At 43.5% G+C, this 13,595-nt stretch carries 16 protein-coding genes, 1 tRNA gene and 1 pseudogene; 4 read left to right on the top strand and 14 right to left on the bottom strand.

Going from position 1 to position 13,595, the window contains the following annotated elements; translation table 11 throughout:
* Window positions 1-216: 216 nt before the first annotated feature.
* Together lmr(B) and BVG16_RS07935 are read right to left on the bottom strand one after the other, a co-directional pair.
* Window positions 217-1,677: a lincomycin efflux MFS transporter Lmr(B) gene (gene lmr(B) / locus BVG16_RS07940; RefSeq protein WP_408635321.1), complete on the bottom strand. Its 1,461-nt coding sequence runs from the start codon at window positions 1,675-1,677 to the stop codon at window positions 217-219.
* Between the two features lie 35 nt (window positions 1,678-1,712).
* Complete coding sequence (locus BVG16_RS07935; protein ID WP_078498021.1) at window positions 1,713-2,288, bottom strand: TetR/AcrR family transcriptional regulator; 576 nt, start codon at window positions 2,286-2,288, stop codon at window positions 1,713-1,715.
* A gap of 257 nt (window positions 2,289-2,545) precedes the next feature.
* Here BVG16_RS07935 and BVG16_RS07930 point away from each other — a divergent pair, with 257 nt between their 5' ends.
* Together BVG16_RS07930 and BVG16_RS07925 are read left to right on the top strand one after the other, a co-directional pair.
* Window positions 2,546-3,109, top strand: coding sequence for a sigma-70 family RNA polymerase sigma factor (locus tag BVG16_RS07930; protein ID WP_078498020.1), 564 nt, complete (start codon window positions 2,546-2,548; stop codon window positions 3,107-3,109).
* Window positions 3,109-4,458, top strand: coding sequence for a DUF4179 domain-containing protein (locus BVG16_RS07925; protein ID WP_078498019.1), 1,350 nt, complete (start codon window positions 3,109-3,111; stop codon window positions 4,456-4,458). The genes BVG16_RS07930 and BVG16_RS07925 overlap by 1 nt, the downstream gene beginning before the upstream one ends.
* A 100-nt stretch (window positions 4,459-4,558) precedes the next feature.
* Here BVG16_RS07925 and BVG16_RS07920 read toward each other — a convergent pair whose 3' ends face one another.
* Both BVG16_RS07920 and BVG16_RS07915 read right to left on the bottom strand, forming a co-directional pair.
* Complete coding sequence (locus BVG16_RS07920; RefSeq protein ID WP_078498018.1) at window positions 4,559-5,098, bottom strand: C40 family peptidase; 540 nt, start codon at window positions 5,096-5,098, stop codon at window positions 4,559-4,561.
* 155 nt (window positions 5,099-5,253) lie between these two features.
* Window positions 5,254-5,442 carry a hypothetical protein gene (locus BVG16_RS07915; RefSeq protein WP_078498017.1) on the bottom strand — a complete coding sequence of 63 codons (189 nt, stop codon included), beginning with the start codon at window positions 5,440-5,442 and terminating at the stop codon, window positions 5,254-5,256.
* Between the two features lie 151 nt (window positions 5,443-5,593).
* Here BVG16_RS07915 and BVG16_RS07910 point away from each other — a divergent pair, with 151 nt between their 5' ends.
* Window positions 5,594-6,259 (top strand): HAD family hydrolase, encoded by a 666-nt coding sequence (locus tag BVG16_RS07910; protein WP_078498016.1) that lies wholly within the window; start codon window positions 5,594-5,596, stop codon window positions 6,257-6,259.
* A 49-nt stretch (window positions 6,260-6,308) separates the two neighbouring features.
* Here the strand turns inward: BVG16_RS07910 and BVG16_RS33300 are convergent.
* The 5 genes and pseudogenes from BVG16_RS33300 to BVG16_RS07885 form a co-directional block, all read right to left on the bottom strand.
* A pseudogene (locus BVG16_RS33300) lies at window positions 6,309-6,507 on the bottom strand (AraC family transcriptional regulator); the annotation flags it as partial.
* A gap of 437 nt (window positions 6,508-6,944) precedes the next feature.
* Window positions 6,945-7,035: transfer RNA gene (locus BVG16_RS07900), tRNA-Ser, on the bottom strand.
* A gap of 58 nt (window positions 7,036-7,093) precedes the next feature.
* Window positions 7,094-7,324 carry a DUF951 domain-containing protein gene (locus BVG16_RS07895; RefSeq protein WP_078498015.1) on the bottom strand — a complete coding sequence of 77 codons (231 nt, stop codon included), beginning with the start codon at window positions 7,322-7,324 and terminating at the stop codon, window positions 7,094-7,096.
* A complete protein-coding gene (locus tag BVG16_RS07890) occupies window positions 7,314-8,249 on the bottom strand; it encodes a mechanosensitive ion channel family protein (RefSeq protein WP_078498014.1) in 936 nt (311 codons plus the stop codon). Before BVG16_RS07890 ends, BVG16_RS07895 begins: the two co-directional genes overlap by 11 nt.
* Window positions 8,250-8,275: 26 nt before the next feature.
* Window positions 8,276-8,527, bottom strand: a complete 252-nt coding sequence (locus BVG16_RS07885; protein ID WP_078498013.1) for a DUF3343 domain-containing protein — start codon at window positions 8,525-8,527, stop codon at window positions 8,276-8,278.
* Window positions 8,528-8,656: 129 nt separating this feature from the next.
* On the opposite strand from BVG16_RS07885, the gene yyaC reads away from it, so the two are divergent.
* Complete coding sequence (gene yyaC, locus BVG16_RS07880) at window positions 8,657-9,262, top strand: spore protease YyaC (RefSeq protein ID WP_078498012.1); 606 nt, start codon at window positions 8,657-8,659, stop codon at window positions 9,260-9,262.
* Here the strand turns inward: yyaC and BVG16_RS07875 are convergent.
* The 5 genes from BVG16_RS07875 to noc all read right to left on the bottom strand — a co-directional run bounded on the left by BVG16_RS07875 (window position 9,237) and on the right by noc (window position 13,511).
* The gene (locus BVG16_RS07875) at window positions 9,237-9,731 is read right to left on the bottom strand and encodes a DUF4446 family protein (RefSeq protein WP_078498011.1); all 495 of its coding nucleotides are present in this window, start codon (window positions 9,729-9,731) and stop codon (window positions 9,237-9,239) included. The two genes, yyaC and BVG16_RS07875, sit on opposite strands and share 26 nt — an antisense overlap.
* A 15-nt stretch (window positions 9,732-9,746) precedes the next feature.
* Window positions 9,747-10,922: an aminotransferase class V-fold PLP-dependent enzyme gene (locus tag BVG16_RS07870; RefSeq protein WP_078498486.1), complete on the bottom strand. Its 1,176-nt coding sequence runs from the start codon at window positions 10,920-10,922 to the stop codon at window positions 9,747-9,749.
* Between the two features lie 103 nt (window positions 10,923-11,025).
* Window positions 11,026-11,868 (bottom strand): ParB/RepB/Spo0J family partition protein, encoded by an 843-nt coding sequence (locus BVG16_RS07865; RefSeq protein WP_078498010.1) that lies wholly within the window; start codon window positions 11,866-11,868, stop codon window positions 11,026-11,028.
* The gene (locus BVG16_RS07860; protein ID WP_078498009.1) at window positions 11,861-12,622 is read right to left on the bottom strand and encodes a ParA family protein; all 762 of its coding nucleotides are present in this window, start codon (window positions 12,620-12,622) and stop codon (window positions 11,861-11,863) included. Before BVG16_RS07860 ends, BVG16_RS07865 begins: the two co-directional genes overlap by 8 nt.
* Before the next feature lie 67 nt (window positions 12,623-12,689).
* Complete coding sequence (gene noc, locus BVG16_RS07855) at window positions 12,690-13,511, bottom strand: nucleoid occlusion protein (RefSeq protein WP_078498008.1); 822 nt, start codon at window positions 13,509-13,511, stop codon at window positions 12,690-12,692.
* Window positions 13,512-13,595: the final 84 nt, after the last annotated feature.

The following is a 13,595-nucleotide window of genomic DNA, read 5'->3' as shown; positions in this document are numbered from 1 at the left end:
AAATAAGCCTTGACTTTTATTGTGACGCGTGGTAATGAAACCGCTTTATTTCATATCAACCGATTTCGATAATATCCATATATATCTATTTCCAGATGCTGTTTTATCAATTTCTATCCCTTTTTACCCGGTACCAAATGGATAAAAATCACTAGACCTTTTTGTATGCAAAAAGCCTCCCATCCAACACAAGTTAGATGGGAGGCTTCATATTTTTTAATGCATAGGGCCTTTCATCGATTGCTTATCTACATGAACACGGCGGATAAAAAACGCAATCACAAGACCAACAATCGCAATCGTCATCGCGAATAAGAAAGCATGTTGGGCTCCGACCGTCATCGCTTTGACCGCTTCGCCCGGATCTGTTGGATTCGTCGATGTACGCATATAATCGCTGATTCCATTGGAAAGAATACTTACCGCAACAGCCGTACCAATCGCCCCAGCCACTTGTTGCAATGTATTCATCACCGCTGTTCCATCTGGATACATTTCGCGAGGCAGCTGGTTTAAGCCGTTCGTCTGAGCCGGCATCATAATCATCGATATTCCAATGAAGAGACAAGTATGCAGCACGATCAGAAGTGCTGTCGCTGATGCTGCAGTAATTCCCGAGAAGAACCACAACACGACAGCTGCGATTGCCAACCCCGGAATAACGAGCCATTTCGGACCGTATTTATCGAATAATGAACCCATGAGCGGTGACAAAAGACCATTTAAGATCCCACCCGGCAATAGGATAAGTCCTGCTGAGAAGGCCGATAACCCCATCCCATTCTGTAGATATAACGGCAAAATCAGCATTGTGGATAGAATAATCATCATACATAAGAACACCATAATCAGTCCGACCACGAACATTGGATATTTAAATACCCGTAAATCCATCATCGGTTTCTTCATGGATAGCTGACGTAAGGAGAATAATACTAAGGCAATGATACCGATGGCGATCGACGCGATAACCAACGGGCTGCTCCATCCATCAGTTCCTTCACCAGCCTTACTGAATCCAAATACAATGCCGCCAAATCCTATCGTGGATAAAATAATCGAAAGAATATCGATTTTAGGTTTTGTGATTGTCGATACATTCTGCATATATAGTGAACCAAAGATTAATCCAATCACCAAGAAGGGAAGGGATACCCAGAAGATCCAGTTCCATGTTAAGTTCTCAATAAGAATACCTGCTAGCGTAGGTCCTACTGCGGGAGCGAACATAATAACAAGTCCGATAATCCCCATCGCTGCGCCCCGCTTCTCCGGAGGGAAGATAACTAAGATGGTATTGAACATTAAAGGTAACATGAGGCCTGTTCCGACCGCCTGCAAGACACGAGCGATTAACAATACGTCAAAGCTTGATGCCAATGCCGCGACTAACGTCCCCACAATGGAGAACGATAATGAAGTAATGAACAATTGCCTCGTCGTGAACCATTGCAATAGCAATCCGGATACAGGAACCAGAATACCTAAGGTCAATAGATATCCCGTTGTAAGCCATTGGGCCGTAGCCGGCGTAATATTCAGCACCTGCATGAGGTCGCTGAGCGCAATATTTAAGGCTGTCTCACTGAACATCCCGATAAATCCGCTGATTAATAGCGAAATCATAATCGGCAGTACTTTATATTTTTTTGCTTCACTTGATGAATCTTTGTTGATAACAGCTTCCACGTTCCATCCTCCAATATATCTCTTTATTTATTCCTTGCAATCAGCGGTACGAGTTTGGCTGCTGTGATTAACGGACTTACGTCTCTATACGTTAGTGCAAGTACGAAGGAACCTTCCATCAAAGAAATCATCCCCGTGCTTATCTCCTCCGCCCGATCTTCCTCGTAGTCCTCTTCCCGCAGTTGTTCCACGATAACCGCCTTCCATTCGGCAAAGCTGCTCTGACAAGCTATCCGCAACCGATCGCTAATGCATGACGTCTCTACGGCATTCCAGAATCCGCTGGGCGCAAAACTCTGATAATCATTAAGAATGACCTCGTCCGCAAATTCATGAATCAATGCCTGCATCCCGTCAATAAAATTCGCTGCTACTGCGAAATGTTCTCGAATACGGCTATGAACGAACAACTTGTGCTGCTCGATGCAGACCAACGCCAGTTCTTCTTTCCCGTTCGGAAAGTAATAGTAGAGCGAGCCCTTCGGTGCGTCGCTTTCCTTGATAATTTGGTTCAAGCCTGTCGCATGATACCCTTGTGAGAAAAACAATCGTGATGCCGTACCCACAATCTGATCTCTTGCGTGGGACTTCTCCCTCATCAAGATTCCTTCTTTCTATAGATTATACCAATCGGTCTATATATCAAATCATAAATACTGCAATTTTGTCAAACGTTTGTTCTTATATTTTTTGTAAAAGTTATTTTTTGTAGGTTTTCTTGTCATGGCGTTCTAAAGACATTACCTTAATATTTCTTTAGCTAAAAAAGATAAAAAATATGTTTTCATATGAGTGATTGATCTCAGGGATAACGTAGTACTAAATAGATGATCACAATATCAGAACGGAGGCTGTTATGGAGGTATCAGAGCATAATCTGGACAGTGAGTTGCTGAAGCAGAATCCGCTAGCTTTGGAGTTCCTCATGAATGCCTACGCCAATGTTGTGTATGGACTCATTCAACGTATTCTTGGAGGCTTGGCACAAAAAGAGGATATTGAAGAATGCGTGAGCGACGTGTTCGTTGCTGCTTGGAATCGAATTGACGAGTATGATCGGTCCAAGGCCATCTTCAAGACCTGGCTGCTCATTCTCGCAAAATATAAGGCTTTGGATTATCGACGCAAGCTGATAAAGCAGAATATCACGCTCAGCTTGGAAGTAGATCCGGCTGCGCTGCATGAGACCGAAGATGTTATCTTATCCAAAGAAGCTACTCAAGTCACTATGGGTATCATTGATTCCTTCCCTGAGCCTGACAGGAGTTTATTTTATCGAAGGTATTTTTATTACGAGAAACTCGACGTGCTCGCACTCCAATATGGTCTTACGAAGAAAGCGATAGAGAGCAGATTATATCGTTGCAGAACCTTGCTCAGACAACAACTCGACTATTTTGAGATCGGAGGTCATGAATAATGGATGCGGATGAGAAGCATTTCTTTAAGCTGATGGATCAAATGAATCCTGAATCATTCACGTCTCTTGAGGATATCGACATCCATGAGACAGGGGCTCTGGACATTGATGCACTATCCCGAATCAAGAAGAAGACGTTCCAAACACTAAACCATCCTACTCTTACATCACAAGAACCAACCAAGGCGATCAAGAAAAAGAACATCTGGTTCACTGGGATTACAGCTGCCGCCCTTCTTATCTTAGGGGTAGGATTATCCCTCTCTACGAATGTGCAAGCAGAATTGCGCAACATGCTTCAATTCATTCCCGGGTTTGGGACGGTCCAAGAAAAATCGAATGATAACCCAACTTATGTACTTGAGCGACCTATCAGCGTATCGTTGGAAACAGGCGAATTAACGGTTGAAGGCATCCTCATGCAAGACGATTACACATTAATCAACCTATATGGTAATGAAACCGAACGTGTAAAGGAATTGACACTCGTCACCGATACGGGGGATGTATACCCATTCCACCCTTCCTCCATCTCCAGTTCTAGCGCATTAGGCCCTTGGGTTGGAACCTATTCTATAAATCAAGCTATACCACGATCTGAAAAGAGCAGGTTTACGCTGCGTATTGAAGATCGATCCATCGGACCTTTTAAGCTCGTACCTGCTCATACCTCCGAAACCCTGCAAGGACTTGGGCCTTCATCCGAGCATAACGGGATTCGAATCGTCGCAGTCCAGTCTGCATTGGCTGAAGAACATGATCAAATCCATCTGCTCAGCCAGCTCCCCGAAGGTCAAGAGGTTGATAGCTATGGTAAAAAGCCTTTGGCTGAGGACATCAATATTTCGCTCATGGATCATCAAGGTAAGAACGTCGATATATTACAAGATGCTGATTTCGTCAAAGAAAGCCGACTTGTATTTCAGCGCCCTTCACAGGATGTGCTGCCATTAACCCTAACCATTCCATCCATTCGCGTTGTGGACAGGAATGCAAAGGCAACAGTAACGCTCTCCATCCCAGAACAAGGCACAGCTGAAGTTAATCAGACCCTATCCTTAGCTGGGTTCCCGATTACTTTTACCCAAGTGCATCGCTTGAGCGAAAATGAAGTTCGTATTTATGTAAATATGCATTTTGACCCCAATCAACCCAAGACCATGCAATATTTCGCGATAGATGCGCTGAAGCTTGATGGACAAAGCTACTCGACACATATAAATGAAAGCTCAAGAGCCCTAGAAGAGTTAAACTTACCGATCCAACCTGGTCGCAAGAGCCTTACTTTTTATATTCAAGACCCGTTAATTCTTCTTCAGGGCCCATGGGTGATCCCACTTCAACCTTAGCTTAGATGCAAGGTTACGATAAACGAAAAAGAAGCTCAGGTGAATTCCCGAGCTTCCTTTTTATAATACTACCTACGGTGCAGGTTGTCCTTTTATAGAGTTACTGCTGATTTGTGTTGGTAGAATCGCCCTGAATCACGCGTCGAGCGGTAACATACGTTTTATCCCATGTGCTGCCCTCGAAATCCGAAATGGTAACGCCGATCCCTACACGGTACGTATGAAGCAACTTTCCATCGCCCATGTAAATACTCACATGGTTAATTACTCCGTCCTTATTCGTATCGGAGAAGACCAAGTCGCCCGGCTGCAGGTCATTTCGGGATACGTACGTCCCTACGTTCGCTTGTTCTCTTGAGGAACGAGGAAGTTCGATCCCCTGCTGCTTAAATACATATTCGGTAAAAGAAGAGCAATCGAACGCGCTCGTATTCCCTGCTTGTGCTCTAAATTTATAAGGTACCCCAATATATTTTTTCCCTGTTGAAATCACTTGCTCTGCAATCGATAAGGCTGATGCTGCATGAGCCTTCGTCGAGTTCGTTGCCATATTTATAGAAAAAGCCACGGAAAGGCTTAGAATAACCGCTGCACATGTTTTACCTAGTCGTTTGGCTTGCGTTGTATTTGTAGGATTCATATAAGTCCTCCTATGTTTTGTAGTTCGTCCATGCAAGATGAACGCACAACTACCTTAACATAGATTTTGAACCCATAAAGTACCTGAATCCTGCCAACTATGGGTCACTCCTGTGTTTAGGCAGCATTATTAAAAAACAATTAAAATTCAACACTTTACTTCCGAATCTCGAACAATCTCGCCGTTTTCACGTTCGGCAAGCACACTCCTAGCGTACCCACTTCAGCATTCCAACTCCATTCGCAATCATTCACGCGCGGATACACGCACTGAACGTCGAGAATGCTGCCCTGCAACGCTCCCAAAGGTAGCTCAATATTCGGCTCCTCCCCGCAATTCGCCATACAGCTACATCATATAGGTCCCCATGATGAAAGCACGTTCACCAAATCGAACCAGGTCGCAATCTACTGCACTCGGTTCTGTCCTTGTATCTTGCCCCCAAAATATGGTATGACTAAGGTTGTTCTAGAAAATCATAAACGGAGGTTCATCATGTTACAGAAACCAGAAGCCATGATCTTCGATTTAGACGGTACTTTATTTCAGACCGAGACCATTGTGCTGGAAGCTTTCCGCCTTACCTATGCACATCTTGCCGAAGAAGATCTATATCACGGAGAAGTGCCGGCGGATCAAGATATCCTAGGTTGCCTTGGCATGCTGCTCGAACATATTTGGGAACGTCTCATGCCAGGTACGCCAGCAGAGGTTCGCGCCCGTGCCGACGAATTGATGATGTACTACGAAAATCAACTTCTTGAGCGCGGGGACGGCAAACTCTATCCTGCCGTTGTCGAGACACTGCGTGCCCTCAAAGCGCAAGGAATCCGTCTCTTCGTAGGCAGTAACGGCCAAGAAGATTACGTTCGTGACGTAACGCGTCATATGGGCATCGATTCCTTATTCGAAAGCCTCTATAGCGCTGGCGAATACCAGACTGCAACGAAGGTTGATCTTGTTCATAAGCTTCTTACGAACCATCAGATTCAATCCGCATGGATGGTCGGCGACCGCTCTTCCGATATTGAAGCAGGCAATAAGAATAGCATTACAGCCATTGGCTGCGATTATGCAGGCTTCCGTAAATCAGGCGAGCTGGAAGGCGCCGATGCCATCATCACGTCCTTTGAAGAACTGCTTACCCTTTTACCTGCATAAGAAGAACATAAAAAACGAGCCTGCGCATCCCTGCAACGGCTCGTTTGATTTAGTTCGACATCTCTTCTTCATCCATAGCATTGCGCTGTTTGCAATAAGTCGTCGGTGATCACCTACATACTTCTTGAACTTACTGTGAAAATAATTCACGTTCGCATATCCAACCTTCTCTGCGACGGTATATACTTTCTCCCTGTATGGTTCTTGAATAACTTCCCTAAATAAGCACTGTTATAATTGAACACTTCCAAGCCGCCTGCTCCACCTTGCTCCCAATTTGTAACCGCTTACATCAATACCTATATCCTAGCTGCTTACACGACGGATTATTGTTTTACATTTCCGCAGTCATTCTATCACGTTGGCCTGAGCGAAGACAGCCCCTAGATTAGTGTTGAAATCCACACATCATTCGTGCTGAATTTCTTCTCACTGACTTAATTACACTACAACCCTTCCTTCTTCCCCACCTCACTTATCCACAGAAATATTTCAAAATTCAATTGTTGAATTTCTGTCCAAACCCTTTACCCACATGTGTATATCCATTTTTTCTTCTTATCTTATTCACTAGCATCACTTTAGATTGTGGATAACTAATGCAGCCATCATTTCGGTTAGAAACACAAAAAAACCTCCCCATCGTCTACTGACGATTAGAGAGGTTCTGCTTATAGGTTTATGGTGGCGGAAAGAGTGGGATTCGAACCCACGCACGCCTTGCGACGCCTAGCTGATTTCGAGTCAGCCCCCTTGGGCCTCTTGGGTACCTTTCCGCAGCATCATTAATATTATCAGATTTTAGAGCTTTTCGCAACTAGTTGTCCAAAAAAATTATGAATTTGTTGGATCCCCCGCAACCTCATCTTGGCGCTTCGTATTCCGTAGAACTTTCTTCAAGTTCTTCTCGAATTTTGAGCGAGGAATAAGAACACTGTGCTGGCATCCTACACACTTAATGCGAATATCCATACCCATGCGGATGATCTCCATCTCATTGGTACCACATGGATGAGGTTTCTTCATTTGAACGACATCCCACAATTCGAATTGTTTACGCTCCATCTCCCACTTCCCCTTTTTCCTTTCGATGATAGGTGACCATACGTGGATACGGGAATTCAATTCCATGTGCATCCAACAATCTTTTCATTTCAATATTAATAAATCGAGAAACGCCCGCTTGTGTATTAGGTTTACATTCCCCAATGATGCGTATCGTGACGCTGGATTGGCTTATAAGCTGAACACCAAGCACTTCCGGCTCCTTCACAAGATCTAGATTACGCTCCTTCAACGCCGGCATAACCTTCTTCATAAATTCAATCGCCTCATCCGCATTCTCTTCATAAGCAATGGCAATATCCACGATTGAAAGGGAATTATGTAAGGAGAAATTCGTTACTTCATTAATTAAGCCGTTTGGGATAATGAAAACTTCCCCTGTCCAACTTAAAATCCGAGTCGAGCGAAGTCCAATCATTTCAACCGTACCCCGACTTTTGTTCACCTCAATGACATCCCCTACAGCGAACTGGTCCTCGAATATGATAAAAAACCCTGTAATGATATCTTTCACGAGACTCTGTGCTCCAAAACCTATCGCTAGACCGAGTACACCGGCTCCGGCTAGTATCGGCCTTAAATCCACGACATTCAGCTCGGAGATCACCATAAGGATCATCACACCATTTATACCATACCGCACAACACTGCTTAACAGCTTACCGATCGTAATCATACGACGGGGGTTCACCTGCGTACGCTGATCCGCTTTTTTTAGAATCACATGATTGATGGTTTTTTGTAGTACTCTAATCAATACGCGACATACCACGATGATTAGAATAATTTTGATGGATATCCACATCAAATTTCCCCACAAATCTGGATTCGTGAGCGGCCCCCAGATCTTTTTTTGGAACCAACTAATATTATTCTCAATCATTTGTGTGGTTTCATTCTCGTCAAGTGCAAAGAGATACGACATGAAATCACTCCCTATCTTCCATGATGTTACATCTCGATGTTATCATACCCGTTCTCACTTTTAAAATAGATCCCCCGGATTTCAACTTGCTCATCCTGAATGGTCTTCTTCACCGTATTTAAATCATCTGTTGGAAACTGAATCGACAAGGCACAACCTGCCGTAATCTCTTTGGGCGTCGGACAGATATCAATCTCAATGTCTAAGAACTCCAAGAGCATTTCTGTCCGCAGCGCCTGCTGTGTCGAATCAAAAGCAATAAGCATCCACGACTCCATGATTTTCGCTCGCACTCCTCTAATTCAATGGAATATAACCATCTAATGAATTCTTCTATTTCACAAGTATAAAACCGCTCTTTCATCCATATACTAGGAATACAATTCATAGACGGAGGTTATGCCAACATGTCTTTTTCCATCTATTCTAGCCGTATTAAAGAACTACCTTCTCTCAAAATGTCTCATACCGAATCTCACATTCACGCCGCAGTAACGAACCGAATAGTAGATTTCTTAACCCCTATTACGGCTGAAAGTACCATTACCATCGTCTGTGTCGGCACAGATCGCTCGACGGGCGATTGCCTTGGCCCTCTCGTTGGCTCATCACTCGCCAGATTCAACAGCCCGCATTTTAAGGTTTTTGGGACGCTGGATGAACCGGTTCATGCTGTCAACTTAGCCGATACATTACAGCATATCGATACCCATGTCAAAAATCCATTTATCATTGGCATTGACGCCTGCCTCGGCCAAACGAGCAGTGTAGGTAATATTCAAGTCGCTTCGGGTCCCGTTCGTCCTGGTGCAGGGGTACATAAACAATTGCCGCCGGTCGGCGATATGCATATTACAGGGATCGTCAACGTAGGCGGCTTTATGGAATACTTTGTTCTACAGAACACTCGTCTGAGCTTGGTTATGAAATTATCCGATATAATTGCGAACAGCTTATATTTGGCCATCAAGCAATGGCATCATCTGCCTAAGCCTTACGCTCCGCGAGACTAAGCGCTTCTTCCTCTTCTGGAGATAATGCGTACTTGGACTTTCCCTCTTCAATTGGTTTGGCGTACACATACGTACTATCGCGACTGTGCAATCCACTTAGAATGATTCCATCTTGTTCTTCATTCACAATGGCAAGTGAGAAGCTCAAATCACTACCGTTATCGCTAAAAGGATTATACCGTAGAAATCCGACATTGGATTTCGACTTCTTCATCTTTACATTCAAGCCTTGAATCGCTTGGGTATGTTCGGATTGCCCTTCCTGCAAAGCATAAATATGCTCCTTCATTTCAATAATCAGCTCTTCTAAATCCTTAACACCTGTGCCATCCATCATGTCATTGTACTTACGCCGTAACTTTTTCAACCTTGACGCTTGAACCAATATCATGATGAACAGAATTACTGTCAACAATATTAATACACCTACAACCATCCATAGCACTTGATCTTGCATCATCGTGTCCATTCCTTCTGTTCTCCCCTACCGTAAATAATCCGCAATGATTGCTTGAACGGCTGTAATGACAGCCTCAATTTCTTCTTCTGTCGTAAAATATCCAATACTTACTCGCACGGCTCCGCTACCTAACGTACCTGCTGTTTCATGCGCAAGCGGCGTACAATGCATGCCGGATCGGACCGCGATCTGATACTCTCGATCTAATCGGAAGGCCATTTCAGAAGCATCGACACCCTCTGCAATAAAGGATACAATCCCTGTTCTCGGCTCACCACATGCTGGCCCTAGTAATTGAATAGATGGAATCGATTCGAGTCCCTTCATGAGACGCTGCGTAAGCGTCCATTCTTTTGTATGAATCTTGTCCACCGACTCCGCAAGAATGAATTTTACGCCCTCATTCAATCCTGCAATCCCCACCGTGTTCGGCGTCCCGGCCTCGTATCGATCTGGTCGAACAGACGGCTGCTCAATATCCTCTGAACGACTCCCTGTTCCGCCTTGAAGCAATGGCTCCAGATCGATCTCAGGGCTTATGTAGAGCCCTCCTGTCCCCTGAGGACCCAATAACCCTTTATGCCCTGGAAAAGCCAGCAGATCGATATTCATGGCTTCTACGTCAATTGGTAGAATACCTGCTGATTGGGCTGCATCAACCAAGAAAAGAACATCTCTTGCATGTGTTATCTTTCCGATCTGAGCAATGGGTAGAATCGTGCCCAATAGATTCGAACTATGGCTGCATATCACGAGCTTCGTGTGCGGCTGGAAAGATCGTTCAAGTTCGGATACATCCAATTGGCCATCGGTAGTTGATTGTAAATACGTCACTTCGATCCCATGATGTTTTTTTAAATACTCAAGAGGTCGCCGCACGGAATTATGTTCAATGGATGTTACAATCACATGATCGCCTGAATGCAATACACCTTTTATCGCCATATTTAATGCCATTGTTGTATTCATGGTGAAGGCAATGTCATTCGGGTTTCGGATCCCAAATAACTTCGCCAGATTTCTTCGTGTCTGAAAAATCACTCTACTCGCTTGTACCGCCATCGTATGACTGCCTCGACCCGGGTTTGCTCCATACGAAGTAAGAGCCTCCTGCATTGCATGCAATACCTGTTCTGGCTTCGGCCAAGATGTCGCTGCATGATCCATATAAATAACACGTCGGCGGTTATTTTCGTCCATTTCATCACACCCCGCTTTTATGAAAAAGAATAGCATACCTTAGTGTAATCCTTCCCTAGGAAGAATTCAATGGCATGCTATTGGGGATGCTTATTATATTGTTCTAATTTAAAAGTTCCAATAACCGTTCCAAATCTTGTTGATTGTAGTAAGATAATTCTATCTTACCTTTTTCTTTACTTTGTTTAATTTTCACCGTTGTTTTGAATCGTTCTCGAAGCGATTCCTCCACCTGATGGATATATGGATCTCGTTTCTGAGCTTTGACTTTCTGCTTTTCCGCGGTCGCTTTACTGTCTAAATTCTGAATGGCTTCTTCTAACTCCCGAACACTCCACTCATTACTTATCGTCAGCTTAGCAAGTTCTTTTACCTTTGCAGTATCCTTCACCCCTGCTATGGCTCTTGCATGCCCCATGGATAATGTTCCACGTGAAACATAATCTTTGACTTCTTCTGGTAGTTGCAGTAACCGCAAGAAGTTAGCAATATGGGAACGAGACTTCCCTACCTTCATCGAGAGTTCTTCTTGTGTTAAGGAGAATTGATCCATAAGCCCTTGATAGGCCACAGCAACTTCAATTGCATTTAGATTCTCACGTTGCAAGTTCTCTATTAATGCAATCTCCATAACCTGTTGATCATTAAAATTACGAACAACCGCAGGAATCGTTGCATTTCCGCACAATTGTGATGCTCGGAAGCGACGCTCCCCTGCAATGATTTCATACCCTTTTAGAACACTACGGACGATAATCGGTTGAATAACACCGTGTTGTTTGATGGACTCAGCTAACTCTTGAATCGAAGCTTCATCAAATGTTTTCCGTGGTTGATATGGGTTGGGACGTAAATGACCTAATGATATTTCTATAACCTTATCATCTTCATTAATAGACAATGAAGGAATAAGCGCATCCAACCCTTTTCCCAAGCGTTTACTCACTTGATATCACTTCCTTTCCAAGCTCCAGGTACACTTCTGCACCTTTCGATCTCGGATCATACGTAATAATCGATTCACCATGCGACGGAGCCTCACTGAGTCTCACGTTACGCGGGATCACCGTCTGATATACTTTTTGTTGGAAATACTTCTTAACTTCTTCAATGACTTGGATACCCAAGTTCGTACGCGCATCGAACATCGTCATCAGCACGCCTTCGATCTGTAATGACGTATTTAAATGCTTTTGGACTAATCGTACCGTATTTAACAGTTGACTAAGTCCTTCCAAAGCATAGTATTCGCACTGAATTGGAATAATGACAGAATCAGCCGCTGTAAGGGAGTTAATCGTCAAGATGCCTAAAGATGGCGGGCAATCGATAATAATATAATCGAACATATGCTTAACAAGATGAAGAGATTTCTTCAACCGTACTTCACGCGAAATAGTGGGCACCAACTCGATTTCTGCTCCAGCAAGCTGAATCGTTGCAGGGAGAATACTTAGTCCCTCAATTCGAGTCGGAAGAATCGCATCTTTAGGATGCACATCATTAATAATGACATCATAGATACAGTTCGCCACATCTGCTTTGTTAACACCGATTCCACTTGTCGTATTGCCTTGTGGATCGATATCAACTAATAATACACGTTTGCCCAAGGTGGCAAGCGCAGCTCCTAAATTGACAGAAGTCGTTGTTTTACCAACGCCTCCCTTTTGGTTGGTTACAGCTATGATTTTAGACAATGTTTCTCACCTCAAATTTTAGACAAGAAAGAAAAGCGGTCATTACACCGCTATTCATCAGAAGGTTCTATGATCTTTTAGGTATTTTGATCACGATCTCATAATGATCTTCATGATCTTTCTCGTCGGTTTTGATCTGCATGCCTGTACCGGAAACCATCTCAATTGACTGGCGAATTGTATTCAAAGCGAGACGCACATCTTTGGTAAAAGAAATACGTTTAGACTTCTGCTTCGGATTCATTGCTTCTTTATAGAAAGCAACGCGAGCTTCCGTCTGTTTCACATTCAATTCTTTGGTAATGATATCATTTAACACTTTAAGTTGAATTTCTTCATTATCCAAAGATAACAAAGCTCTTGCATGACGCTCCGTAATTTTACGTTCCATCAATGCAAGTTTAACCACTTCCGGCAAATTCAACAAACGAATCTTATTGGCAATCGTAGATTGGCTCTTTCCTAGACGTTGTGCCAGACTTTCTTGCGTAAGACTATGCAAGTCTATTAATTTCTGATAAGCGACAGCTTCTTCAATGGAAGTTAATCCTTCACGCTGCAAGTTTTCAATGAGCGCAATAGAAGCGGCTTGAGAATCATTAAATTCACGAACAATACCAGGAATCGTCTCCAACCCTAGCTTCGTGACAGCTCTCCAGCGACGTTCACCGGCAATGATCTCATATTTGCCATTCCGCATACGAACAACAATCGGTTGAATCACGCCATGTGTTTTAATCGTCTGGCATAACTCTTCGATTCGTTCATCGTCAAATATGGTACGAGGCTGATAAGGACTTGTTACAATTTCCGCAACGGGAATTTGCTTGACCTCATCTTGATTATTCTTTTCTGCGATCCCAAACAATTTAGAGAATTGTTCTTTCATTCCGTATGATACCACCTAAATTCATAATCGTACTAGATTGGTAGCAAGAAGATACGAATCTCTACTTCTATTATAGTAGAGTTC

The sequence above is a fragment of the Paenibacillus selenitireducens genome, from assembly GCF_002021565.1.
In the GTDB taxonomy this organism is placed as follows: Bacteria; Bacillota; Bacilli; order Paenibacillales; family Paenibacillaceae; genus Paenibacillus_K; species Paenibacillus_K selenitireducens.
The sequence above is the reverse complement of the archived record's forward strand: the minus strand, read 5'-3'. Positions and strand labels throughout refer to the sequence as shown.